This window comes from Helicobacter mesocricetorum (genome assembly GCF_900198605.1).
GTDB classification, from domain to species: domain Bacteria; phylum Campylobacterota; class Campylobacteria; order Campylobacterales; family Helicobacteraceae; genus Helicobacter_D; species Helicobacter_D mesocricetorum.
Genome location: NZ_FZPJ01000010.1, coordinates 38,088 through 63,554, shown reverse-complemented (window position 1 = coordinate 63,554; position 25,467 = coordinate 38,088). Strand labels below are relative to the sequence as shown.

Sequence of the window (25,467 nt, the reverse complement as noted above, 5' to 3'; positions counted from 1 at the left end):
TTTCTTAAAGTTTAAAACCTCCACAACTTTATTAACCTATTTAAAATTAAGGCATTAACTCTATCAACCTGTATTTCTAATACCCTGTGCTATACCCACAATAGTTGTTACAATTTGCTCCATAATCCTCTGTTTTTGTTGGGGATAATGTGCATTTTTATATTGTTTAATGAGATAAAGCTGCAAAAAACTAAGACTTGTCAAAAAAGGCTTCCGTAAAAGAATAGATTCTTCAATCATCTTCTCACTAGCTAATAAAGATTCTTCTTGCCTTATAAACAAGAGCCATTCTAAAGTTAAAGCATATTCTCTTGTAATCATTTGCCAAATTCTATCTCTAATCTCTTGCTCTTCTACAAACTCATTATAAAACTTTGCAATTTCTAAATCCACTTTTAAAAATGCTTGTGAAATATTATCAATAGTGGTTTTAAAAAATAAATCCTCCTGATAGCATTGCCGAAATATTTCCTTATCATAAATCTCATTAGCTTTTTCTAATCCGCTACCAAGCCCATACCAAGCTGGAATAATAGCTCTATTTTGCGTCCAAGCAAAGACCCAAGGAATAGCGCGTAAATCTTCCACTCTCTGCGTATCTTTTCGCTTACTAGGACGAGAGCCAATATTTAGTTGCTGAATAAACTCTATGGGGGTAGCACTCTTAAAATATTCCATAAAGCCCTCTGTTTGATAAACTAATACGCGATACGTTTTAAAGGATTCTTCACTAATTTTTCGCATTAAGGAATCATAATCTTTTTTAGGGGTTAAATGAATGCCACCAAATCTATCATAAACAGATTTTTTCAACAAAGCCGTTAAAATGCTAGAAAAATTAAAGGCTGCTTTTTTAGGATTAAGGTATTTAACGCTAATAACTTCGCCTTGCTCCGTTGTCTTTAAAAATCCTGCCACACTATTATTAGGTGATGCCATCAAAGCATCACTTAATGCACCTCCACCACGGCTAACGCTCCCTCCTCTGCCGTGAAACAATCGGAATTTAATATTTAATTCCTCCCCTAAACTCATAAGATTAGAGATGGCTTTATATAAAGAATAATTACTAGCAAAAATCCCCCCATCTTTACTTGAATCAGAATATCCAATCATAATTTCTTGATAATTTTTTCTTGATTGCAGGTATTGAAGATATTGCGTATTCCTACAAAGCTCTCTTAAGATTTTAGGAGCATTTTCTAAATCAGAGATAGTCTCAAAAAGTGGCGAAATAGAAATTCTGGTCTTTTTCCCCTCTCTCCAAAGCCCTGATTGTTTTGCATACCAAAAAACACATAAAAAATCATTAGCACTTTTACACATTGAAATGATGCACGAATGAATAATATTATCACTAATCCTTGTTTTTGCCCATTGAAAATTCCAAAACACCAATAATATCTCTTGGGTTTGTGCGCTAAACTTATCATAGAACTTATTAAGATCTGGCGATGGCTGATTGAGAGCAAAGTCTAAAATCTCCCTTTGTTTGTTAGGAGATAGGAGCAATAAATCTTCTTGAGTATAGCCCAAAATAGAAAAAATCTCTGCTAAAGCCCTCCAAAAAACATCACGATGCTCTCTAAAGTCTAATTGCATTAAATGAAAGCCTGCCAAAAGCACTAAATTTTTTAGTCGCTTTAAATATTTTCTGCTACGATTATCCAAAGATTCTATAAGCATTTCAATATCTTTTATAAACTCTTTGGGGTTTTGATACCTATAAATCTCACTCTCTTCTAAAGCTATTTGTGGTAGATTTAAAGCAATAATTCTATTTTGTAGTTTCACCCTCATACAAGTAAGCTTCGCTCTTATAGGTTCTTGTAAAAAAAGTTTTCTTGCCATATCATCAAGGCATTCTTTTTCTTTCTCTAAACTCTCTAATAACTCTTCAGTAGGACAAATATATTCTCTTGCGTGGGATAGCTCTCTGCATAATTTATCAATAACCTTTAAATAATGTTCAATAATCGTTTTATGTTGTTGCTTCATAACCGCTAACATAACATCATTATTGACATAAGGATTCCCATCCCTATCACCTCCAATCCAACTACCAAGCCTAATAGGGGATTTTTTCAAATCCTCCCCTAAAACTTCCTCCACCTCCTCTAAAGCTTCTGTTCCACTTTGTAAAATCGAGCTTTCCATAAAATACAATAGATTGTCTAATTCAAATAAAACCTCTATCTTCTCTCTACGGACTATATGGCTATGCCACAAACAACTTAAGCGGTATTTCAAATGCTCTTTTGCTTCCTTGTTGCCATAATCAATCCATAAATGCAAATCATCACACATTTGGTGATAGCTTTCCAAAAAAGTTCTGCGCAGAGATTCTGTTGGATGAGCTGTAAAGACAGGATAAAATTTCATTCTTTTTAATACAGCTTTAATATCCTCTTCATCATAACCATCTGCTTTAAGTTCTTGAATGGTTTTTTGCAAATTTACTTTTGGGTTTCTTTTTAAATGATTCCTCTCATCAATAATATTAAGAAGCAAATGGTATAAAGTAAAAGCCTTAATGAGATTTGGAATCTCCTCTGATGGCAAACTTTGCAATAAATCTTTCTTATAAAGATTAGGGGACTCCTCTTTAAAAGCTATAAAAAAGCTTTTAGTATTTGGTGCAACCTCATCTAAAAATTCCATCATTACACTAAAAATAAAATCTATATCCTCTTTTTGATTATACTCCATAATTACCTCCTTTTATTTTTGCCATTATAGCCTTTTCTAATAAAGAAAAACTTTTTAGCCTTAAAAGCCGCAATAATCTTGAGTTTTTCTTGCAAGATATGTTCTTGTATCTCTTTTCCGCTAGGCTTTGGTATCGCATTATCTATCCAATCTTTGGGGGAATAATTACAAATTGCATAAAAAATTTTCCATATCTTTTTAATAGGTAACCATAGAGTCTCCTTAGAATAAAGACAAGCAACACTCTCTTGCGCATAAAAAAACCTTATCTGAGACTTTAAAAGCCCCTTATTTCTCTTAAAGCTTTCTAAAAAGCTTAAAATCTCTAAATCTTGGCTATGCTGTATTTTTTTTATCCTTTGGTGATTACTCATTAAAAGAAACATTGATTTTTTAAGCATTTTTGGAATTTGCATATCTAAACATTTCTCAAAAGACTGCTCCCTTTGTCTAAGAGTTAAAGAGGGTGTCGTCAAAAAAGTATTTGCAAATAAACAATAATAAAGCGCACTTAACTTCAATAAGCTCTCTTCTGCTTTTAAAGCCTCTAAAACCTTCATCGTATAATCAAAAGCAGAGATTTCTGTAACATAGAATCTTAGTTTTAAAGCTTTAAGCGAAGAAATCAAGGGAAAAACCCTATCTAATACACAAAGTTCTAATAGGGTTTGAAAAAACAAATAAGATTTTTCATAATTTAAAAGCAGAGCTATTTCTTGATAAACCCTATTAGGCTCTAGCTCCGCTAAACTCTCTTTCATTGTAGCAATTAAGGTTTTAGTATGAGGGTGGATTTGCCATAACTCTCCAAGTTTTGCCCTAAATCTTGCAATCCTTATCACACGCAAAGGATCTTCACAAAAAGCCAAAGAAGTGTGTCTTAAGACTTTATTCTCCAAATCTTCTCTTCCCTTAAAGGGATCAATAATCTCTCCACTACTTTCATCTAATGCCATAGCATTAATTGTCAAATCGCGTCTTTTTAAATCCTCATAAAGGGTAATATGTTCTATCTCATAGCAAAAGCCATTATAACCTCTAGCAACCTTGCTTTCTCTCCTTGCTAAAGCTATTTGCGTGTGCTTATCTACCCAATAAACAGGAAAGTTTTTTCCAACTTTGGGTAAATGCAAAAAATCTTTTGGGCTATAACCAACCGCCACATAATCTTTATCTTTTATAGGTAATCCTAAGAGTTGGTCCCTAACAGCCCCCCCTACAAGATAAATCTTTTTAGTAAAGTCCGTATTTCCCATCGATTCTTTTGTAAATCACTCGCATTTTAGAATCTTTATCATTAAAGACAAAAAATTGTTGGGAGCTACTTTTTAAACACTCTAATGCTTCATCAATACCCATAGGCTTATGCAAATACAAATCCATTGGAACAATCTCATCTTCCATCTTTGAAGCTAAAGCTTCATCACGCAAAATATCCGCTGCCATTAATTCTTCCGTAGGAACTGCATATTTATGATGAATCTTATCGTGATAGCGACGCAAGATTTTATTCATTCTTGCAAAGGCTAAATCTGCAGCAACATACAAATCTTTATCTTTTTGGCTAACAACAATAGTATTAGTCTTTGCCATAGATAAAGTCATATCAATCAAAAAAGCTTTTTTCTTCTTTTCTTTTCCCTTTTTTTCTTGAAAAGAAATCACTACACGAAAATTTAAAATATCCAAATGATATTTTTTTAACCCTTCACCTAAGCGAATAATATACTCTTTAATAGAATCTGTAAGCTCAAAATGCCTAGAAGTAATCACCATATTCATAACAATCTCCTTTGTGTTATTGTATTTGTATTGTATCACAATGGAGTTAAAACAATATTTTCAAAGACTTTTAGATTAGCCAAGAAGTTCTCATAGCATTACTCAAAAGGTTTTTATCAAAAACTATCCCTTGAGACTCCATAAAAATCTCAAAAGCTAAAATTGCTTGATTAATCAACATATTCTTACCATCTTGGATAGGTATTTGTAGAGATTTTGCTAATGCCAAAAAAGGAGTTTCCCTCCCATAAATCAAATCAAAAGCTAATTGTGCGTCTTTTAAAATCTCTATAAGCTGCCCTCTTTGCATTGGAAGGGAATTTTCTATCAATCCAGAGGGGGTGGCATTAATAACAATATCATAAGTTTTTTTAGGCTTAAAAGAATCAAAAGTATAAGCTTCAAACCCGCTAAAAGATTTTAAACGCTCACTAGAACGATTTAAAATAGTAGTATCAATATTCTTCTCTTGTAAAATACAAGCTAATGCTTTAGAACTACCCCCCGCACCTAAAATAAGCGCATTTTTAAATTTAAAAGATTCAATACATTGATAAAACCCCATTGCATCGGTGTTATATCCAAAAATCTTGCCTTTACAAAAAATAATCGTATTCACAGCTTCTATTTTTTTAGCAATTCCAAAGGTTTCATCACAAGACCTAAAAGCAATTTCTTTAAAAGGGATAGTAATATTTGCACCCTTTAACCCTAAAGTCTCCAAAAATCTAAAATCTTTTTCTTGGCTTAAACAATAGCGTCCATAGAAAGCATTAATGCCTAATAATCTAAAAGCGTAATTGTGTAAAAGAGGGGAGAGGGAGTGGTGAATAGGATTCCCAACAACAACAAATTGCATTATCGCGCTATTAAATACCTACGAAGCGTCCAACCCTTAAGCGTATTTTTATCCTTAATCTTAACCCATCCATTAACTTCTTGGGTAATCTCTACATTATCTGCTGGTGTAAGCTTACCCACAATAGGAGAATCTATAGAAGGCTCTTGACGAATATTCAAACGAGGGACTTTGGAGCTATAATAAATAACTTTAGTTTGAGCAGTATTTTGTGAAGCACTAGGTTGAACTTGCGAAATAAAACTCTCTGAAAAATAAGATTTTGTATAAGCCTTTAACACCCAACCTAATGTAGTTTGCGTAATGGCTTCACCAATTAATACCCATTTGCCATTATCTTCTAAGATAATTGCTTTAAGCTGTGGAGTAAGTTTGCCTATTATGGCAGAAGTCGTATTAGGTTGCTCTCTAATATTAAGAGAATCTACTTTTGAAGTAATATATTTCTTAGGATCCTCTATTTCATTGGGTATTTCATTGTTGGTTTGGATTTCTACAACAGGATCGGGTTCATTATCGTTAGGTAAAGGTGGAATCTCTTTTTCTAATTGATGCGCTAAAACCTCCAAATCCTCTTCTTGGGATAGCATAGATTCTACTTCAGTAAGAGGCTGTGTTTTGCCATCTTGCCTTTTAATAATCTCAAAAATAGAATAATAAATAGCAAATGCTAACAACAATACAAAAATAGGCAAAGGATAGATTTTAAAAAAACGTTTTATCCCTTCAAACATTCAAACTAAACCCTTTTAACAAATTAAGCACCATTGTATCTAAAAAACTCTTATTAAGCAAATGTTACCCTTTTATTACCTTGTTTTATTTCGCCTAAAATATACCCATTGCATATTTTAGTAAGAGTATCAGCTTCCTTAGGATCACAAACTAAAACCATACCAATCCCCATATTAAAGGTGCGATATTTATCATCATCTTCTACATATCTTGTAAGCCACTCAAAAATAGGGAGTGTTTGTATCTTTTGTTCTTCGATAATAGCATCAACACAGCAAGGCAAGATTCTAGGAATATTCTCTATCAATCCCCCTCCGGTAATATGGGCTAAAGCTTTGATTTTGTGTTCAACAGCTTTAAAGGTTTTTACATAAATTTTTGTTGGTTCTAAAAGTTCTTCTATAAGAGTCTTTCCATTAAAATTAGATTCTAAGTTTATAGAATGTTCTGCAATAATCTTCCGAATAAGGGAATAGCCATTAGAATGAACTCCACTACTTGGGAGTGCAACTAAAACATCACCGACTTTTATAGGGTTTTCCCTCTGCACCCTTTCTTTTTCTGCAATACCAACGGCAAATCCAGCTAAATCAAAATCCTCTTTTTGATACATTCCGGGCATCTCTGCACTCTCTCCTCCTATTAATGCACATTCTGCTTCTAAACAACCTTTGGTAATCCCATTAATAACTTCTAGGGCTTTAGCTTTATTAAGCTTACCTGTTGCATAATAATCCAAGAAAAAAAGCGGGGTAGCAAAATTACAAATCAAATCATTCACACACATTGCTACTAAATCTATACCAACATTTTCTAAAATTCCCCAATCAATCGCCAAACGCAATTTCGTCCCAACACCATCAGTAGCAGCCAAAATCACAGGTTCTTTGTATCCGCTAGGCAACGCATAAGCACCGCTAAAAGAACCAATCCCCCCTAAAACATTTGCATTAAAAGTAGATTGCACGAGATTTTTTAAACCCTCCACTAAAGCATTTCCCTCTGCTATATCTACACCGCTATCTTTGTAACTTAGCTTTTTCATTATATTCCTCATAATGCAAAAATAAAGAAAATAATACAAAATTACAACTTAAAGCTTTAGAATTTCACCCACAATTAACAAAGTTTAATGCTAACTACTATATAATTATCCAAATCACATAAGGGGGCAAATATGTCTCAAAATACCCTCAATAAAGCAAAAAATTTTATTAATCGTGAATTATCTTGGCTTAGATTTAATACACGCGTTTTGAGTGAAGCACAAGATAAAAACAATCCTTTATTAGAGCGTCTAAAATTCCTTGCTATTTATAGAACAAACCTTGATGAGTTTTATATGGTAAGGGTTGCTGGGTTAAAACGACTTTATAGTGAAGGGATTATCGAAAGTGGAGCGGATAGACTAACGCCAAAAGAACAATTAGAAGAAATTAGAAACTATCTGCAAAAAGAACAAGAGTATGTAGAATCTTGTTATACAGAAATCAAAAAAGAACTTCAAAACATTGGCTTATCTATTAAAACCTATAAAGAAGTTAATAAAGAACAAAAACAAAAGCTTCAAGAATATTTCTTAAATCACCTTTATCCTATTGTTGTCCCAATTGCTGTGGATGCCACTCATCCTTTTCCTCACCTTAATAATCTCACCTATGTTTTGGCACTCAAACTCCAAAGCCTTGATGACCCTAATGAAATTAAATTTGGTATGACAAGAATCTCAAGAATGCTCCCGGGCTTTATCAATCTTGATGATACTTATATCTATACAGATAGTGTTGTAGCAGAATTTACTAGTGAATTATTTCCGGGCTTTAAAGCCCTTAATTGGGGTGCTTTTAGAGTAACAAGAAATGCAGATATGGAAATAGAAGAAGAGGAAGCGGACGATTTTATGGTGCTAATGACAGAGGGATTAAAGTCTCGCAGAAAGGGAGAAATTATCCGACTTGAAATTAGCAAAAGTGTGGATGAAGAATTAAAAGGCTTTATCACTCAATACATTAGAGTATCTGCTGAAGATATTTATGAATACGAATTACCAATGAATTCTAATATCCTATGGGAAATTGTAGGAAATAAAAACTTTGCTAATCTAACTTTTCCAAATTATAGTGCTAAAATCTTACCACCCCTAGATTCCAAAGCCAATATTTTTTCTGTGCTTGATACACGAGATATTCTTTCATATCAACCCTATGAAAGCTTTGACCCTATTGTAAATTTTATCCAAAGTGCCGCAAAAGATCCTGATGTTTTTTCAATTCGTATGACGCTTTATCGTGTTGGTAAAAACTCCCCCATCGTAAAATCACTCATTGAAGCTGCTGAAAATGGCAAACAAGTTACAGCCCTTGTAGAACTTAAAGCAAGATTTGATGAAGAAAATAATCTTAATTGGGCAAAAGCCTTAGAATCCGCTGGAGCTCATGTTATCTATGGAGTGCCGGGATTAAAAGTGCATGCAAAAATTGCCTTAGTAATTAAAAGTATCGGTAGGGAATTGCGCGAATATGTGCATTTAAGCACAGGAAATTATAATCCAAGCACAGCAAAAATTTATACAGATATTAGCTATATGACTTCTAAAAAAGAATTCACTCAAGATGCTACAAAATTCTTCCATAATCTCTCTGGTTTTTCTCACAAATCAAAGCTTGAAACCCTCCTTGCAGCACCTATGCAAATCAAACCCAAGATTTTAGAGCTTATTAACAATGAAACCAACAAAGGAAATGAGGGGAGAATTATCTTAAAAGCCAATTCTATTGTCGATACTGATGTGATTTTAGCCCTTTATCAAGCCTCTAATGCTGGAGTTAAAATAGACTTAATCATTCGTGGAATTTGTTGTTTGAAGCCAAACATCAAAGGAGTGAGTGAAAATATCCGCGTAATCTCTATTGTAGGGAAATACTTAGAACACGCAAGGATTTATTACTTTAAACACGCAAAACCGCAAATCTACTTTGCAAGTGCGGATTTGATGCCAAGAAATTTAGAGAGAAGGGTAGAATTAATGACGCCAATCTTCCAACAAGATTTAGCCGATAAACTCTTTGGTATCCTTAAAATCCAAAGTGAAGATAATGCGAAGTCTCACGAACTCCAAAGCAATGGTGAGTATAAAAAACTCTCACCCAATACCGGAGAGAAGCCAATCAATAGTCAAAAGATTTTAGAAGACTATACAAACTCTACCTACATCTCTTTAAAACGTGAGGAAGAAGAAGTAAAAGCTAAAAAACTTTCAAGACAAATGTTTAAAAGGAATTTTGATGAATCTTAGCCAAACACTCCACAAAGCAAAAGTAGCCACAAATATCCTAGCTCAACTTCCACACCAACAAAGACAAGAATTCCTAAGAGATTGTGCATTAGGATTAGAGACAAATATACAAAATCTGCTACAAGCCAATGCAAAAGATTTAAAAAATGCTCAAACTATGAATCTAAGCAATGCAATGATGGAACGTCTAAGCCTAGATGAAAAAAAGATTAAAAGTATGGCGCAATCTTTAAGAAAAATAGCGGATTTTCAAGACCCTCTACATAGAATCTTAAGCGGTTTTAGCAACTCTAAAGGGCTTGATATTCAAAAAGTAAGCACACCCTTAGGAGTTATTGCAATTATTTATGAATCAAGACCCAATGTTACAAGTGATACGGCTGGATTATGTTTCAAAAGTGGAAATGTCTGCATTCTAAAAGGAGGCAAAGAAGCTCAAAACTCCAATGAGAAAATTACAGAAATCTTTCATAAGATCTTAAACCAACACCATCTCCCCTTAGAATCTATTATTTTACTTCCAAGTATGCAAAATAGAGAAGATTTAAAAGCATTGCTCTGCGCAAAAGATTTTGTTGATTTAGTGATTCCAAGAGGTGGAGAAGGGTTAATTAATTTTGTCAGCGAACATTCTAAAATCCCTGTTATTAAGCACGATAAAGGAGTTTGCCATATTTACGCACACCATAGCTGCAAAATTGAAGAATCTATTGCTATTATCCTAAATGCTAAAACCTCTCGTCCTAGCACTTGCAATGCCTGTGAAACACTGCTTATAGATAAGGAGTTTGCTAAAGATTTCTTGCCAAAAGTAGCACTTGCGCTTAAAAGTAAGGGAACGTTCCTTAAAGGTTGCGAAGAATCTTATACTATCTTAAAAGATAAAAATATAGAATGTGAGCTAATCCCTCCTGAAGCCTATCATATTGAATACAATGACAACATCTTAAACCTTAAAGTCATACCAAGCTTTCAAGAGGCTCTTTTACATATCCAAACCTATGGAAGCGGACATAGTGATGCGATTTTATGCGAAGATTATACCCTTGCAGAAGAGTTTTTAAACCAAATAGATAGTGCTTGTGTCTATGTTAATGCCTCCACACGATTTAGTGATGGAGAAGAGTTTGGCTATGGAGCAGAAGTAGGTATATCAACAGCTAGAATCCACGCAAGAGGACCTATGGGCGTAGAAAGTCTCACAACCTATAAATACAAAATAAGAGGAAGTGGGCAAGTGCGTTAAAACTCCCAATCTTGAGCCTTTATTAAAATATCTTTAGCCCCTAAAGCAAGAAATTTTAAGGCAAACTCCCTCCCTAGACTTTGACAATCCTCCAAGCTACTAACTTTGGATTCTATATAATCTTCTAAAACTTCTTCCCCATTTGGTAATCCAATTATAGCCCTTAGGGCAATGCAATCTTGCTTTAAAACAGCATTTACTCCAATAGGGACTTGGCATCCACCCTCTAAAGTCTTCACAAATTCCCTCTCACAACTAGTCTCAAAAAGGGAATTTTTATCGTTTAAAAAAGCAAGCTTATGATAAATTTCACTATCCTTTTTACATTCAATGCCAAGTGCAGCCTGTCCCATTGCTGGAATCATAAAATCCAGTGGCAACATATACTTTATTCCCTTTATTCCAAGACGATTTACTCCTGCTTGTGCAAGAATAATTGCATCAAATTCTCCATCTTCTAACCGCTTTAAACGCGTCTGCACATTTCCTCTTAAACTCACGCAATCTAAATCACTCCGCAATCTTTTTAGCTGCATAGTTCTTCTTAAAGAAGTCGTGCCAACTTTAGCACCTTTAGGTAGAGATTCTAAGTATTCATACTTAAAGCTTAAAAAACTATCCCGAACATCTTCGCGTTTAGTAATAGCCGCTAAACCTAGATTCTTAATAAACTCCACAGGGACATCTTTAAGACTATGCACAGCTATATCAATAGTATTCTCTAGCAAAAGACTTTCTAATTCTTTAGTAAAAAGCCCCTTGCCTCCAATCTTATTTAGGGGAACATCAAGGATTTTATCCCCTTTAGTTTTTACGATTTTTAGCTCTGCTTGTAGGTTTGGATAGGCATCCTTTAGAAGATCTTTAATGTAATTTGCTTGCCAAAGTGCTAAAACACTGCCTCTTGTGCCAATAATAACTCTATCCATTCTAACCCTTATTATCTTTTTCAATCACTTCTACATCAATAATTTCGGAATCTGATGAAACTTTAACATTAGCCTTGCTGGAGGGCTTTAACAACATAAGGATAATGCTAAATTGCATTAAAATACCCAAAACATCACTCAATGCACCGGGTAAAATTAATAAAATGGCTCCTAAAACCCTAAAAACATTGGAACTAAAAAATATTCCTTGACTGATTCCTCTTAAATAAAACCTCCCTAAAGTTTCTTTAAAAAACATTCTAAAATTAATTAAAAGCCCAAATCCCAAAATAGCAGTAATAATAATCTCTAAAAAAAACCCAAATACCCCTATCCAACCAATAATTTCATAACTTAATAAAACTTCAAAAAAAACATACAATAAAATAAAAATTAGGGGCATTAGCTTCTTGCCTTTTCTACAATCTTCTCTACTATGGTATCTCCTACACTAAGCTTTTCTTTTGTTAGATTCTTTCTTTGGATAAACTCAATATTGCCCTCATTTAAGCTTTTACCAACAATCACAGCATAAGGAATCCCCATTAATTCAAAATCTACTATTTTCGCCCCATATCGCTCCTCCCTATCATCAAAAATACATTCTATGCCCCTCTCTTTTAAAGCCTCATAAAGATCCATAGCGTATTCCATTTGTTGCAAATCTTTCACATTAGAAACAATAATATCTAAAGTAAAAGGTGCAATGGCTTCACTCCATCGCATACCCCTATCATCATAATGTTGTTCAATAATAGCCCCTAAAAGTCTTGATACCCCAATTCCATAACATCCCATTAAAAAAGGTTTTACCTTGCCATTTTCATCTAAAAAAAAGGCTTCAAGAGCCTTAGAATATTTATCGCCTAGTTGAAAAATATGCCCAACTTCAATCCCCTGCGTTAAATACAGCTCTCCTTTTTTATCTTCTCCACATTTAGGGCATAAATCCCCCTCTTTAACCTCTATTAAATCCCTAAACTCTATTCCTTCACAAAGGGATAAATCCACTCCCACAAAATGGTATCCCTCTTCATTAGCACCCATAATCAGATTCTTGGCATTTTCTAATTCATTATCAAAGTAAATATGAGGGCTTTGAGTGATATTCCTTAGCGCATAAGCTCCGATATACCCCGGGCATAGACCAACATTTCTTATCTCTTCTTCACTAGCCTCTACAATCTCATTAGCACCTTTGATAACATTGAGTGCCTTAGTAACATTTAAGGTATCACAACCGCGTATAAAGAAAAACACTAAAGCACTCTCTCCTTCTTCAAAAAGAGCTTTTTTAACAACCGCTTTAATCGTCCAAAAGGAATCCACTTTAAAAAAATCCGACAAAGATTCAATAGTTGTAGTATTAGGCGTATGAAATTTGGCAAAATCTGCTTGTGGAGGTAAAGTTTGAGGAGTTTTCTTAATCCGCCTTGCTGCTTCTAAATTAGCAGCATATTGGCACTTATTACAGACACAAATCGTATCTTCACCACTTTGTGCTAAAACCATAAATTCTTTGCTTCCACTCCCGCCAATAGCCCCGCTATCAGCTTCAACAACACGAAAATCCAATCCTAATCTTGTAAAAATTCTTGTATAGGCTTCCTCCATCACATTAAATTCTCTTCTTAAGTCTTCTTTGGAGCTATGAAAGCTATAACCATCTTTCATAAGGAATTCTCTCCCCCTTATCACTCCAAACCTTGGGCGAATCTCATCACGAAATTTAAGATTGATTTGGTAGAGATGCAAAGGTAATTGCTTATAACTTTTTACATAAGAACCTATAAGTTCTGTAATCACTTCTTCGTGTGTTGGACCTAATACAAATTCATTGTCTTTCCTGTCCTTAAAACGCAATAATTCTTTTCCATATCGGTTATAACGACCGCTTTTTTTCCAAAGATTAGCAGAAGTTACAAACCCCAATGATACCTCTAAAGCCCCTGTCTTATTCATCTCTTCTTGAATAATTGTTTTAATCTTTTCAAGCACTCTAACCCCTAAGGGCAGAAAATTATAAATTCCACTCCCAATTTGCTGGATAAATCCCCCCCTTATTAGATACTCGTGGCTTTTTAAAAAAGCATCTTTGGGCTTTTCTTTTAAAGTAGGGGCAAAAAATTTTGAAAATCTCATTCTTCCTCCTTTTTATGATCCATAGTGTCAAAAAGCTTAGTTTGGGTGTATTCACATTTATATTGTTCAACCATTAAAGGATTTTGCTCTCCACTAAAAAGAAATCTAGCCGCTTCGATTATCCCATCACCTTGTGGGGTATTAGCAATATTCTTTAAGCCAATAGTAAAATTATGCAAAAAAGTATTAAAGGCATTATGCAAGGTTTTTTCAATATTTTTTTCATACTCTTTGGGCAAAAACCCTTTAGAGATTCCTTTAGCTAATTCCTTTTGCGCAGATTCTTTTGCTTGTTGCCTTATCTCCTTAATCAATGGTTCTATATTAAGGCTTTGCAACCAAGCAAAAAATTGTTGGGTAAATCTTCCTATAATCCCATAGGCAGTCTCTGCTTGTTTTTCCCTTAAAGCAAGATTTTCTCTCACAATATCTTCTAAGTCATCCACAGAAAACACCCTTATACCCTCTTGGGTAATACCATCAATATCTCTAGGAACTGCTAAGTCAAACCAAAAACGTTTTTGTGAAAAATCCTCGACCATATCTTGCGTAATAATACTATGAGGAGCTCCTGTGGCGGTAAATAATAAAGGGACTTTGTTAATAAGATTCCCCAACTCTTTAAAGCTCTCTACACGAATCTTTGCTTGAGAATTGGTGTTTATTATCTCCTCATAAAGAGAATGTGCATTTTTAATCTCACGATTAATTAAAATAATTTCTGCACCATTATTAACAAGATGTTTAACGCACAATGCGCTCATTTCTCCAACCCCAATAACTAAAGCTTGTATGCCCCTTAAATCTTCTAAAATTACCTTTGCTTGTGCCACAGCAGCGGAAGCGACAGAAACAGAATTTTTAGAAATATCTGTAAAATTCCGCACACTAGCAGCACAACGAAAAGCAAAATGTATGGCTCGTGATAATGCCAACCCACAACAGCCTAAATCATAAGAAAATCTAAAGGCATTTTTAAGCTGTCCTGCAATCTGTGTCTCCCCTACTACTAAACTATCTAAAGAACTTGCAACACTAAAGAGATGATGAATAGCAGAAATATTTTCATAAGAATCCGCATATTGTCTCAACTCTTCTAAAGCAACTTTTGAATAATCACTTAATTTTGCCAACAAAAACTCTTCGGTTTTTTGGCAGTTATTGACACTTAAAATAAATTCTACTCGGTTACAGGTAGATAAAATAACTGCCTCTTCGATAAACTTGTTTTCTACTAAAGCAAACAAAAAGTCTTTAGTTTGTTGGTTTCTTATTTCAAAAACGAGCTTTTCTCTTAAGCTAATATCTGTATTTTTATGCGTATAACTTAAAATATAATATTCCATTGTTCCTCTTAAAAATCCCTATCTATCATCTCTTGCATAATAGACACAAGTTTATTACAAGATTGATCACTTATGCTTTCAATTCCTGCTTCTCCTAAATTTTTAGCCAGTCTAAAGCTCCGTGTAATAGCCCCACTTTTTTTAAGATTTTCTAAAATCCACATCATCTCATCCCTAGAAATTTCCTGCTTAAAAGCCTTTTTCAAACGCTCTTTACCTTCCTCTTGTAAAGAATGATAAAGATAAATATAAGGTAAAGTTGTTTTTCCCTCTTTAAAATCACTCAAAATAGGTTTTCCTAATTTTTCTTGTGTAGAAGTAATATCTAAAATATCGTCAATAATCTGAAAAGCCATACCTAAATTTCTTCCATAAAGACTAAATTTCTTTGCATCATTAAGGCTTTTTTTAGCAAGTAATGCAGCTGCAAAGGCTGTAGATTCAATCAATGCCGCTGTCTTTTTTTCTATCATTGCTAGATACTTTCTTTCATCTGCATTAAAGCCTTGTGAGAGATAGACATCTTCTATTTCCCCCAAAGATAGTTTCACAACAGAATCTGAAATAATATGTGGAATTTGGGGATATTCTTTGCTAAAAGCTACTAATTCACAAAATGCCTTGGAATAAAACACATCGCCTAGCATAATAGCATTTTTATCTCCTGCAATAGCATTAATAGAGGGCTTAGAGCGACGCATAAGTGCATTATCAATCACATCATCGTGCAACAAAGAAGCACTTTGTATCATCTCAATCACCGCACAAAGTAAAATACTCTCTTCATTTACTCCAGCAATATTTAATACCAATTTACTCCTTAGCATTTTCCCACTTTGTAAATGTTTGCTCAATTCTAAAGTAAGAGGAGAATCTAATGCCTCTAAAAAACTCTGTATTTTTTCTTTAATTTGCTCCAAAGCCTCCATTTGGCACTATCCTTTCATCAATAATATTAAAATCCCTGCCACCTTCATAAATATAATATTTCAAAGTAGCAATCTTTTGTCCCCTATGATAATCCTTAAAGCACAACATAAAAAATGGTTCGGGTGCATAGTATTTCTGTTCTGCTTTAAGCAAAGGTAAAGTATAACAATTTCTTTTGTAATCTTGATAAAGTATAAATTGATGGGGAAAATAATCATAATTTAGATGCATTACCAATCCATTGTTTTTTAACAAGGTCCAACGAAAATATAAAGTCTTTTGCGCTTCATTAACCTGCAAATTTAATAAATAAAATTCATCCTTTTGGAGTTCTAAAAATTTCTCTGCCTTCCACTGCGGCGGAGCAAAAAGCAGAGAAATAAAACTACTGAACAAAAATAGGATTCTATTCATTTTTTGTCAAAATATTTCCCATAGACTCAATAGCTAAATTTTGTGTATGCCTATAAATCTCTTCTGAAGATTCTTCAGAGGAGAGGATATAATTTAATTCTTCTTCCCAAGATTCACCTAAACGTTTTTCAAGTAAAATCTCCATACTAGCAAGTCGCTCCAAAATCCTTATGAGTTCTGCACTAGCTAAACCCTGTGAAGCGTTAAAAATAATTTCTATCCATTTATCTTGTGGTATTCCTTCAAAAATATCCATTATTAGTCCTTTTTATTTAATCGTATTAAAACAGAATTTTTATGAGCATCTAGCCCTTCTGCTCGAGCTAGAATCCCACACTTTTCCCCTAACTCATCAATAGCCATTTTAGAAAAAGCAATCACTGAACTCTTTTTCATAAAATGCTCTGTTGAAAGGGGGGAGAAAAATTTGGCACTACCCCCTGTAGGTAATGTATGATTAGGTCCTGCGATATAATCACCAATAGGTTCAGGAGTATTTTCTCCAATAAATATTGCTCCTGCGTGCTTAATCTGTGGAAGCACCTCTAAAGGGTTATTTAATAGCAATTCTAAATGTTCAGGAGCAATAGCATTGCTTAATTGTATGGATTCTTCTAAAGATTGTGTAACAATGATAGCACCTCTGTTATAGATAGATTTTGCGATTATCTCTCTACGCGGAAGTTTAGGAAGAAACTCATTAATTCTTTGTGAAACTTCAGAAGCTAACTCTGCACTTGTAGTAATTAAAATAGAACTCGCCATTTCATCGTGTTCTGCTTGTGAGAGCAAATCCCAAGTAATATAATCCGCTCTAGCACTACAATCAGCAATAATGCCAATCTCGCTAGGTCCAGCTATCATATCAACATTGACTTCACCAAAGACACATTTTTTTGCCGTAGCAACATAAATATTACCCGGACCACTTATCATATCAACCTTTTTAAATCTATCCCCAATTCCATACGCCATCATACCCACAGCACTAGCTCCACCAACCTTATAAGCTTCTTTAATCCCACACAAATACATAGCAGCTAAAAGCAAGGGATTTATTTCATTGTGCAATGCAGGTGTGCAAACAACAATCTCTTTCACTCCTGCAACAAGTGCAGGTATAGCATTCATTAAAAGTGAGCTAGGATAAGCAGCCTTCCCTCCGGGAATATATAATCCAACCCTATCAAGAGGGGTTATCTTCTGCCCTAAAATTGTTCCATTTTCTTCAAAATCAAGCCAAGTTTTGGGCTTTTGCTTTTGGTGAAAGGCAAAAATGCGCCTATGGGCTTCTTGCAAAGCATCCCTAAGCTTATCATCAAGCTTTTCATAAGCTTGTTGCATAGAATCTTCAGGGATTTTTAAATCCTCAAAGCTTTGAGGATTCCAATCATCAAATTTTAAAATATGCTCCAATAGAGCCTTATCTCCATCAATCCTTATAGAATCCAAAATGCCCTTTACAATTCCTTCAACTCCTTGAATATCTAATCTAGCGCGTTTTAAAATCTTGTCAAATTGTAGGGAAAAATCTCTGTGTTGAGTATTTAACAAAAGTATGCTTTCCACTTATTACTCCTTGAAAGAGCATATTTTAACTTTTTAATGTTTATTTTACTCTTTAGAAAAATAAATTTGGTTTTAGGATTTTTAGAATTTAAGTCCCTTATGAATTCTACCCTTTTAAAGCATACTATTTTAAAACTCATTCCATAGCTCTTAACCCATACAAAGAGATATAACCTCTAAAACACCTCTAAAGCTTTCCTATTCTTTAGTCTCCCTTGCCCTATGCCATAATCGCATATCACTTAAATCCCAACTTCATACGAACTTAAAAGTATAAGCATTTTATCTTTTCTAAAGTATTTTTCATTGTGAAGCATTAGCTAAAGCCCTAAAATCTCAACCCTACCAAATAGCTTAAATCAAGTAGCTTAAATAATGAGGATTTGACTTTTGGTGTTTTAAGAATCTAAACCTTAAAGCCAATCCTGCCAAAACTCACTACCAACAATGTGTATTTTTAATCCCTACATCTTCTGGTTTAAAGACTGGATTCTTGCCCTCTTTTCTTTGTTTTTCATAATCTTTTAAAACTCTTATAGCAATATTTCCTAATAACAAAATCGCTATTATATTTACCAAAGCCATAATTCCCATAATCACATCTGCTAAATCCCAAGCTAATCCAAGACTAAGTTGCGCTCCAATAAAAACCATCGCTACGGCAGTTATCCTAAAAACCTGTAACGCTATTTTATTACTTGTAATAAACTTAAAGTTTATTTCTGCATAAAAATAATTCCCAATCAGCGAAGTAAAAGCAAAAAGCACGACAGCAATACTTACAAAATATAACCCCATATCTCCCAAATGCCCTTGCATAACCTTTTGCACTAAGGGCATTCCAGAAATTCCACTTAGGTTTTCGCTACTGCACAATACAACAATGGCACTTGCCGAACAAATAATCAAAGTATCAATAAAAACCGAAAGCGTTTGCACCATTCCTTGTTTGGCAGGATGGCTTGTGTGCGCCGTAGCTGCTGCATTGGGTGCGCTACCCATACCTGCTTCATTAGAATATAATCCGCGTTTAATCCCTATTACTATCGCACTCCCTGCAAATCCTCCAAAAATCGCCCCAAAATCAAAGGCTTTAGCAAACACTTCTGCAAAAATACCCGGAATTGCTCCTAGATTCATACTAACAATCACCAAAGATACGATTAAATAACCAAAAGCCATAATCGGAACAAGGATAGAAGTAATTTTTGCAGATGTTTTATTGCTCCCAAAGAAAAATACTGCACATAAAAGAGCCAACAATACCCCTATAAAGATAGTTGTTTGTCCATTATGATAAGCCTCACTCCCAACAAAAATCTCAAAGCTAGAAGTCAAAGTATAAGCCTGTAATCCATTAAACCCATAGGTAAAGCACAGAATTAATGAAATCGCAAATACGATTCCAAATGCCCTAGAACCTAAAGCACTTTGGATATAATAAGCAGGACCACCTTTATAACCATTCTCCCCATCTTTTTGCTTATAAACTTGTGCGAGTGTGCTTTCAATAAAAGCACTTGCCCCACCTAAAATAGCTGTTACCCACATCCAAAATAAGGCTCCAGCTCCACCACTACTAATTGCCACAGCAACCCCCACGATATTTCCAATACCCACACGCGAAGCCGTAGAAATCATCAATGCACCAAAAGGAGAGATATGTTCTTTATGACTTTTCTCTAGCAAAACAAAAAGTGCAGAGGGCAAAAAGCGAAGTTGTATAAGCCCTGTGCGAATCGTAAAATAAAGACCGCAAAATAATAATGCAAAAACAAGAAAATAAGTATAAAGAAAATTACTTGCTACATTGATTAAATTTGTTAATAGTTCCATAAATAATCCTTAAAATTTCATTACCAATACTTAAAAACTCCAAAAGCCAATGTTTTTCATTCTAATGGATATTAGCTTAATTTCTCTTTTAAAAGCTCATTCACGCGTGCGGGATTAGCCCCTTTAACCGCTTTCATTACCTGCCCGACAAAAAACCCAAAGAGCTTGTCTTTACCATTTTTGTATTCTGCAACCTTATCAGCATTTGCACTAAGCACAGATTCAATAGCAATATATAAAGCACTATCATCATTGACTTGTGCTAACCCCATAGAATCTATTAAAGTATCGACATCACCACCTTTATTTTCCACTAATTTATCTAATATCTCTTTGGCACTTTTACCACTAATCTTACCCTCATCAATGCGTTGAACCAAAACACTAAGGGTTTTAGCATCTATCCCACAATTTTGCAAGGTATTTTCTCCCTTTAACCTCCCTAAAAGCTCCGTAGTAAGCCAAGTAACTGCACCTTTTGCACTTGCACCAAACTCCACCATAGATTCAAAATATAATGCCATTTCTAACTCACTAGTAAGCACAGCAGCATCACTAGGTTTAATGCCAAAATCACTTATATATCTTTCTCTTTTTTCATCGGGCATTTCTGGGATTTGTAAGCCTTCTTGCATAAGGGCTTCATCAATAAATACAGGCAATAAATCAGGATCGGGAAAATACTGATAATCAGCAGCTTCTTCTTTGCCTCGCATAGATTTAGTAATGCCCTTGAGTGTATCAAAAAGTCGTGTCTCCTGCACGACTTCACTTTCGTATTTCTTATCCTCCCACGCTTCTATTTGACGCTCCACTTCATATTCGATAGCTTTTTGGATAAATTTAAAAGAATTGAGATTTTTAATCTCCACACGCGTATAAAGCTTAGAATCTCCCTTTGGGCGAATAGAAACATTAGCATCACAACGAAAACTCCCCTCTTGCATATTCGCATCACTAATGCCTAAAAATCGCACGATAGAATGCAATTTTTTAAGATAAGCTATTGCCTCATTACTATTTCGCATATCAGGCTCACTCACAATCTCTAGCAAAGGTGTGCAAGCACGATTTAAATCTACTTTAGAGGTATTAGATTCGTGGATATTTTTTCCTGCATCTTCTTCCATATGCGCCCTAGTTACACCAATAACTTTTTTCTCTCCATTAACTTCAATCTCAATACTTCCTGCTCCAACAATAGGAATCTCATATTGGCTAATCTGGTAAGCCTTAGGTAAGTCGGGATAAAAATAGTTTTTTCTAGCAAAAATAGAATTTTGATTGATAGTAGCATTAATGGCTTTACCAAAAGAAATAGCCTTTTTCACAACCTCTTTATTTAACACCGGCAAAGCACCGGGCAATCCTAAGCAAACAGGACAAACATTTTTGTTTGGCTCTTCACCAAAACTTGTCGGACAAGAACAAAAAATCTTTGTTTTTGTATTAAGCTGAACATGCACTTCAAGCCCAATAATCGTTTCAAAAGCACTCATAAAAATTCCTTAAAGCTAAATTAAAGGAATTTTAGCATTTTTGCTTTAAATTAACTATAATCTCGCACTAACCTGCTCCTTTGGCAAAACCCCTTTTAAATCATAAACAACCCTATTCCCTTTGGCACTAAAATCCAAATCCTTAAAAGCACTATGGGCTACAGCTATTACCACAGCTAAATAGTCTTGTAAGACAAAATCTTTAGGATGCTTTAGGGCTAAAGCATACTCTTCTTTGACTTCCGCCCTATCTGCAAGAGGGTCAAAGACATCAACACAACAACCAAAATCTTGTAATTCCCTAATAATATCCACAACGCGCGAATTACGAATATCTGGACAATCTTCTTTAAAAGTAATCCCTAAAATCGCTACTTTAGAATCAATAATCTTATACCCTTGCTTAATCATAAGTTTAATAAGCTTATTAGCAACGACAATCCCCATATTGTCATTTATGCGCCTACCTGAAAGGATAACTTGAGAATGATAGCCTAAAGATTCTGCCTTATAAGTTAAATAATAAGGATCTATACTGATACAATGCCCCCCTACAAGACCGGGCTTAAAGGGTAAAAAATTCCATTTTGTATTAGCAGCCTCTAAAACCTCTAGAGTATCAATGCCTAATCTATCAAAAATTAAGGCTAGTTCATTGACAAAAGCAATGTTAATATCCCTTTGAGAATTTTCTATCACTTTAGCCGCTTCTGCTACTTTAATGCTTGTTACTTTATGGGTTCCAGCGGTAATAATACTTGCATATAAAGCATTAATTTCATCGGCAACTTCAGGTGTAGAACCACTTGTTACTTTTTTAATATTTGGCAAACGATGCTCTTTATCACCCGGATTTATTCGTTCAGGAGAATATCCGCAAAAAAAATCTTTATTAAACCGCAATCCACTTTTCTGCTCTAAGATAGGCACACAATCCTCCTCTGTGCAACCCGGATAAACAGTGCTTTCATAAATGACAATATCCCCCTTTTTAAGCACCGCTCCAACACATTCTGAAGCCTTTTTTAAAGGGATTAAATCAGGTTTATTAAACTTATCAATAGGCGTAGGGACGGTGATAATATAAATTTGTGCTGCTTTTAACTCCTCTAAAGAGCTTACAAACTTAAGCTTTTTTGCAGAGATTAAAGATTCCTTTTCTACCTCTAAGGTTCTATCATATCCCTTGCTTAACTCATCAATCCTAACCTTATTAATATCAAAGCCTATCACAGGATATTTTTTGCCAAACTCTACTGCCAAAGGCAGTCCCACATACCCAAGTCCAATAATTGCCAAAGTTTTCATTATAACATCCTCATAAATTTTAAATTTACTACTATTTAAAAAAGATTCTAACACAACTTAAAAAAACTCATATTGATTTTATCTTATAATACCCCCTAGCTTGTCTTTTCTATTTCTCCCCTAAAAGATTAAGGATGGTGGGATAATCCTTATAAACATCTTTTAATAATGCCACAAAAGAGGCAACCCGATGAAGAATTGCAAGAAATAAAGCATAGGGAATACAAATGATAAAAATCACTGCAAAGCTAATAAGGCACAAGGAGTAAGAAAATGGATTTAAGTGCTTATGGGATTCTCCCCAAGGTTAGTGTTGTTCTCACAACTTTTAATCGGGAATACTTTTTTACAGAAGCTATTGAGAGCATCTTAGAGCAAGATTATCCTAATTTAGAGATTATCATTAGCGATGATAACTCTAGTGATAATACTTTTGCCTTTGCTTGTGAGTATGCCAAAGATAATCCCTCCATAAAAGTTATTTCCAACGCACATACTAAGGGTTCTGCTGGAAATCGTAATAATGGCTTGGATTACGCTAATGGAGATTTAGTTTTGCTCTTAGATGATGATGATTTACTCTTTAAAGAATCCATCTCGCAAATGGTAGAGATTTATCTGCGATTCCAAAAAAAATATGGAATCATTATCGCAAATTGCACAAGAAGTGATGATGGTTATCTCTCTGGCAAAGGCATTGATGAGACAAGAGAGGTAAGCTTTCAAGAGATTTTATGCGGTCAATTACAAGGGGAGTTTATCACACTCTTTGAACGCAAACTACTTGGCACAAGACGTTTTAATGAAGATTTAAAGCGCGGTAATATGGGACTTTTATGGCTTAGATTACACAAAGGAAGCCTCTGCTATTACCTACATCGTCCCTTGAAATTCTACAGAATCCACGCCGAATCCCTTACGCAAAATCTAAAATACCAACCCCTAGAAATGGTTAAAAACTACGAACAAGATATTTTACTTTTTTATAAAGAGCGTAAAGCCTGTTGTCCTAAACATCTAGCAAAACTCTGCACAACTGCCGCTTTGCTTTATCATCAAGGAGGAGACAGAAAAAAAGCGTTCAAAAAGATTTTACAAAGCTTAAGTATTTATCCCAATTTTTATGCCATACAGGCTTCTATTTATTTACTGCTTCCTTCAAACTTCATACCTAAATTTAAAATTCGCCAAAGAGTTGAAAAATAATCCCATCAGCGGGGATTCTTAGGTTTAAAAATCCATAATATTCAAGCAAAAGATATTCCCTAGATATTTATAGAATTTATTTATCTTTATCAATATTCTTTTCTCTCTTCTTTGCTTTCTTTAAGTAAAGTTTGTATTAAAGAATCTTTAGAATTTATAGAAGAATCTTTAGAGAGTTTTTCTTTATATTCAAACATTTCTAAAAGAGTTTGATGATTTTTATCTTTATAGTTTAAGATTAAATTCTCTACTTTATCAAAGGGAAGTGTAATCTTTAAAGTTCTTATTCCTTTTTCTTCACTACTTTCAATAATAAGACCATTTTTGGTTTTAATGATTCCTTGTTCATTAGGTAGAAAGTTATCTCTCATATAACTTTCCATTATCCCTAAAGAATCTTTAATCTTTTGAAAATTTTCTGCTGGTATTTTAGTATCTGCGAGTGTGAAGAATCGTAATACACTAGCGAAAGCAATCATATGAGCAGCGCGTAGCATTACTAAATTGTCTTCCAATTTCCCTTGTGCTTCTACAATCCTTTCTTTATTTGTTGTCTTTAATGACGCAACAAATTCTCTAGCACTAGACTCTAACTCATTTTCCTTAATGTCTCCTGCCATATCAATGAATTTCATACTTCCCCCGTCCCACATTAGCATTGAAAAGAGATCCGATTTTCCCTCTTCTTCATAAACAGCAAGAGCAATATCTTCCATTTGTTTATAAATATAAGCTTTGGCACTTTGGTAGCTTTCTTCGCTTACATTGGTGAATTTTTGAGAATATTCTTCTATGGCAGTTATTTTTATTCTAGCAGTAGCTTCTCGTGCCTTTATTGTCTCTATATGTCGAAAAAAGTCTATCCCAGAAGTTATACTTAGATAATCTTTTGGTTCTTTTAACCAATGTCTTATCATCTCCCTATTCTTTTCTTGAATCTCTTTGTTTTCTTGTTCTTGTATAGAAGAGGCTTTAGCACCTCTTTGGATAAAAGAAGTGCTAGGAGTATTTGAGATTGTATTTAGCATAAATCCTCCTTATTTGAATTTAGAAAAATGCCCGATAATTAGTTCACGAGAAGCTTTGCTTAACTGCTCTACAAAAGGACTCCCTTGATAAATCTTTCTTTGAGTATTGTATCGTGTATCATAAGCCACAATTTCAGTCATAATTTGTCTTGCTTTATAGTCAATTCGCACAAACATCATTGCTCTTTCATATCTTGGATCAACGACAGTTAGCCTTTTAAAGTCTAAATAGTTTTGAACTTTTTGGTAAGTGCTTTCTCTATCATTTAAAGCAATCATACCTCTATTTTGTTCATAAGGAGTTAGAACATACTCATAGTAGCCATAATCAAATATTCTATTACCCGAATTATCTATTATAGAATAGTAGCTATATGGACTGGCAAACATCCCCCCCTTCACCTGTTTTTTCTCTTCAATGTTTAGTTTGGTAACACCTACACTATTACTTGTAACTCTCCCTTTACTAACTAGAGCTAAAATATCTTCTTGTGCTAATGCAAAGTTTAGAGATAAAGAAGCTAAAGCTAGGATACTAAAAACCTTTTTTAACATATTTCTCCTTCTTTTTGAAAATTAAAATCCATAAACACAATTTCATTCCTTAAAAAGCGTTCAAGCAAAAGATATTCCC

General features: G+C 34.3%; 22 protein-coding genes. 3 read left to right on the top strand and 19 right to left on the bottom strand.

Annotated elements, in window-relative coordinates; genetic code table 11:
- Positions 1-63 precede the first annotated feature (63 nt).
- The 6 genes from C6H18_RS02990 to purM form a co-directional block, all read right to left on the bottom strand.
- Positions 64-2,709: a phosphoenolpyruvate carboxylase gene (locus C6H18_RS02990; protein ID WP_104721625.1), complete on the bottom strand. Its 2,646-nt coding sequence runs from the start codon at positions 2,707-2,709 to the stop codon at positions 64-66.
- Positions 2,710-2,711: 2 nt separating this feature from the next.
- Entirely contained in the window at positions 2,712-3,965 is a 1,254-nt protein-coding gene (locus C6H18_RS02985) for a polynucleotide adenylyltransferase (RefSeq protein WP_104721624.1), read from the bottom strand.
- Positions 3,943-4,491 (bottom strand): ribosome hibernation-promoting factor, HPF/YfiA family, encoded by a 549-nt coding sequence (gene hpf, locus C6H18_RS02980; protein ID WP_104721623.1) that lies wholly within the window; start codon positions 4,489-4,491, stop codon positions 3,943-3,945. The genes C6H18_RS02985 and hpf overlap by 23 nt, the downstream gene beginning before the upstream one ends.
- Before the next feature lie 70 nt (positions 4,492-4,561).
- On the bottom strand, positions 4,562-5,350 hold the full coding sequence (locus tag C6H18_RS02975; RefSeq protein ID WP_104721622.1) for a shikimate dehydrogenase: 789 nt from the start codon (positions 5,348-5,350) through the stop codon (positions 4,562-4,564).
- The gene (locus C6H18_RS02970; protein WP_104721621.1) at positions 5,350-6,084 is read right to left on the bottom strand and encodes an SH3 domain-containing protein; all 735 of its coding nucleotides are present in this window, start codon (positions 6,082-6,084) and stop codon (positions 5,350-5,352) included. Before C6H18_RS02970 ends, C6H18_RS02975 begins: the two co-directional genes overlap by 1 nt.
- A 53-nt stretch (positions 6,085-6,137) precedes the next feature.
- Positions 6,138-7,130: a phosphoribosylformylglycinamidine cyclo-ligase gene (gene purM / locus C6H18_RS02965; RefSeq protein ID WP_104721620.1), complete on the bottom strand. Its 993-nt coding sequence runs from the start codon at positions 7,128-7,130 to the stop codon at positions 6,138-6,140.
- Between the two features lie 132 nt (positions 7,131-7,262).
- Here purM and C6H18_RS02960 point away from each other — a divergent pair, with 132 nt between their 5' ends.
- Together C6H18_RS02960 and C6H18_RS02955 are read left to right on the top strand one after the other, a co-directional pair.
- Positions 7,263-9,380 carry an RNA degradosome polyphosphate kinase gene (locus tag C6H18_RS02960; protein ID WP_104721619.1) on the top strand — a complete coding sequence of 706 codons (2,118 nt, stop codon included), beginning with the start codon at positions 7,263-7,265 and terminating at the stop codon, positions 9,378-9,380.
- Positions 9,370-10,626, top strand: coding sequence for a glutamate-5-semialdehyde dehydrogenase (locus C6H18_RS02955; protein ID WP_104721618.1), 1,257 nt, complete (start codon positions 9,370-9,372; stop codon positions 10,624-10,626). Before C6H18_RS02960 ends, C6H18_RS02955 begins: the two co-directional genes overlap by 11 nt.
- Here the strand turns inward: C6H18_RS02955 and hemC are convergent.
- The 11 genes from hemC to C6H18_RS02900 form a co-directional block, all read right to left on the bottom strand.
- Positions 10,623-11,555, bottom strand: a complete 933-nt coding sequence (gene hemC, locus C6H18_RS02950; RefSeq protein WP_104721617.1) for a hydroxymethylbilane synthase — start codon at positions 11,553-11,555, stop codon at positions 10,623-10,625. The genes C6H18_RS02955 and hemC overlap by 4 nt on opposite strands.
- Before the next feature lies 1 nt (position 11,556).
- The gene (locus tag C6H18_RS02945; RefSeq protein WP_104721616.1) at positions 11,557-11,958 is read right to left on the bottom strand and encodes an FxsA family protein; all 402 of its coding nucleotides are present in this window, start codon (positions 11,956-11,958) and stop codon (positions 11,557-11,559) included.
- A complete protein-coding gene (locus C6H18_RS02940) occupies positions 11,958-13,697 on the bottom strand; it encodes a proline--tRNA ligase (protein WP_104721615.1) in 1,740 nt (579 codons plus the stop codon). The genes C6H18_RS02945 and C6H18_RS02940 overlap by 1 nt, the downstream gene beginning before the upstream one ends.
- Positions 13,694-15,043 (bottom strand): glutamyl-tRNA reductase, encoded by a 1,350-nt coding sequence (gene hemA, locus C6H18_RS02935; protein WP_104721614.1) that lies wholly within the window; start codon positions 15,041-15,043, stop codon positions 13,694-13,696. Before hemA ends, C6H18_RS02940 begins: the two co-directional genes overlap by 4 nt.
- 8 nt (positions 15,044-15,051) lie before the next feature.
- Positions 15,052-15,972 (bottom strand): polyprenyl synthetase family protein, encoded by a 921-nt coding sequence (locus C6H18_RS02930; protein ID WP_104721613.1) that lies wholly within the window; start codon positions 15,970-15,972, stop codon positions 15,052-15,054.
- The gene (locus tag C6H18_RS02925) at positions 15,950-16,369 is read right to left on the bottom strand and encodes a hypothetical protein (RefSeq protein WP_233704040.1); all 420 of its coding nucleotides are present in this window, start codon (positions 16,367-16,369) and stop codon (positions 15,950-15,952) included. The genes C6H18_RS02930 and C6H18_RS02925 overlap by 23 nt, the downstream gene beginning before the upstream one ends.
- 10 nt (positions 16,370-16,379) lie before the next feature.
- On the bottom strand, positions 16,380-16,643 hold the full coding sequence (locus C6H18_RS02920) for a DUF2018 family protein (protein ID WP_104721611.1): 264 nt from the start codon (positions 16,641-16,643) through the stop codon (positions 16,380-16,382).
- 2 nt (positions 16,644-16,645) lie between these two features.
- On the bottom strand, positions 16,646-17,947 hold the full coding sequence (gene hisD / locus C6H18_RS02915) for a histidinol dehydrogenase (protein WP_104721712.1): 1,302 nt from the start codon (positions 17,945-17,947) through the stop codon (positions 16,646-16,648).
- Positions 17,948-18,394: 447 nt separating this feature from the next.
- Positions 18,395-19,792 (bottom strand): alanine/glycine:cation symporter family protein, encoded by a 1,398-nt coding sequence (locus C6H18_RS02910; RefSeq protein ID WP_104721610.1) that lies wholly within the window; start codon positions 19,790-19,792, stop codon positions 18,395-18,397.
- A 71-nt stretch (positions 19,793-19,863) separates the two neighbouring features.
- Positions 19,864-21,291 carry an Asp-tRNA(Asn)/Glu-tRNA(Gln) amidotransferase subunit GatB gene (gatB, locus tag C6H18_RS02905; RefSeq protein ID WP_104721609.1) on the bottom strand — a complete coding sequence of 476 codons (1,428 nt, stop codon included), beginning with the start codon at positions 21,289-21,291 and terminating at the stop codon, positions 19,864-19,866.
- 54 nt (positions 21,292-21,345) lie between these two features.
- Positions 21,346-22,599: a nucleotide sugar dehydrogenase gene (locus tag C6H18_RS02900; RefSeq protein ID WP_104721608.1), complete on the bottom strand. Its 1,254-nt coding sequence runs from the start codon at positions 22,597-22,599 to the stop codon at positions 21,346-21,348.
- Between the two features lie 273 nt (positions 22,600-22,872).
- On the opposite strand from C6H18_RS02900, the gene C6H18_RS02895 reads away from it, so the two are divergent.
- Positions 22,873-23,805, top strand: coding sequence for a glycosyltransferase family 2 protein (locus C6H18_RS02895; protein WP_104721607.1), 933 nt, complete (start codon positions 22,873-22,875; stop codon positions 23,803-23,805).
- 89 nt (positions 23,806-23,894) lie between these two features.
- Here the strand turns inward: C6H18_RS02895 and C6H18_RS02890 are convergent, their stop codons facing one another.
- Both C6H18_RS02890 and C6H18_RS02885 read right to left on the bottom strand, forming a co-directional pair.
- A complete protein-coding gene (locus C6H18_RS02890; RefSeq protein WP_104721606.1) occupies positions 23,895-24,833 on the bottom strand; it encodes a hypothetical protein in 939 nt (312 codons plus the stop codon).
- Positions 24,834-24,842: 9 nt separating this feature from the next.
- On the bottom strand, positions 24,843-25,388 hold the full coding sequence (locus C6H18_RS02885; protein ID WP_104721605.1) for a hypothetical protein: 546 nt from the start codon (positions 25,386-25,388) through the stop codon (positions 24,843-24,845).
- Between the last annotated feature and the right edge of the window lie 79 nt (positions 25,389-25,467).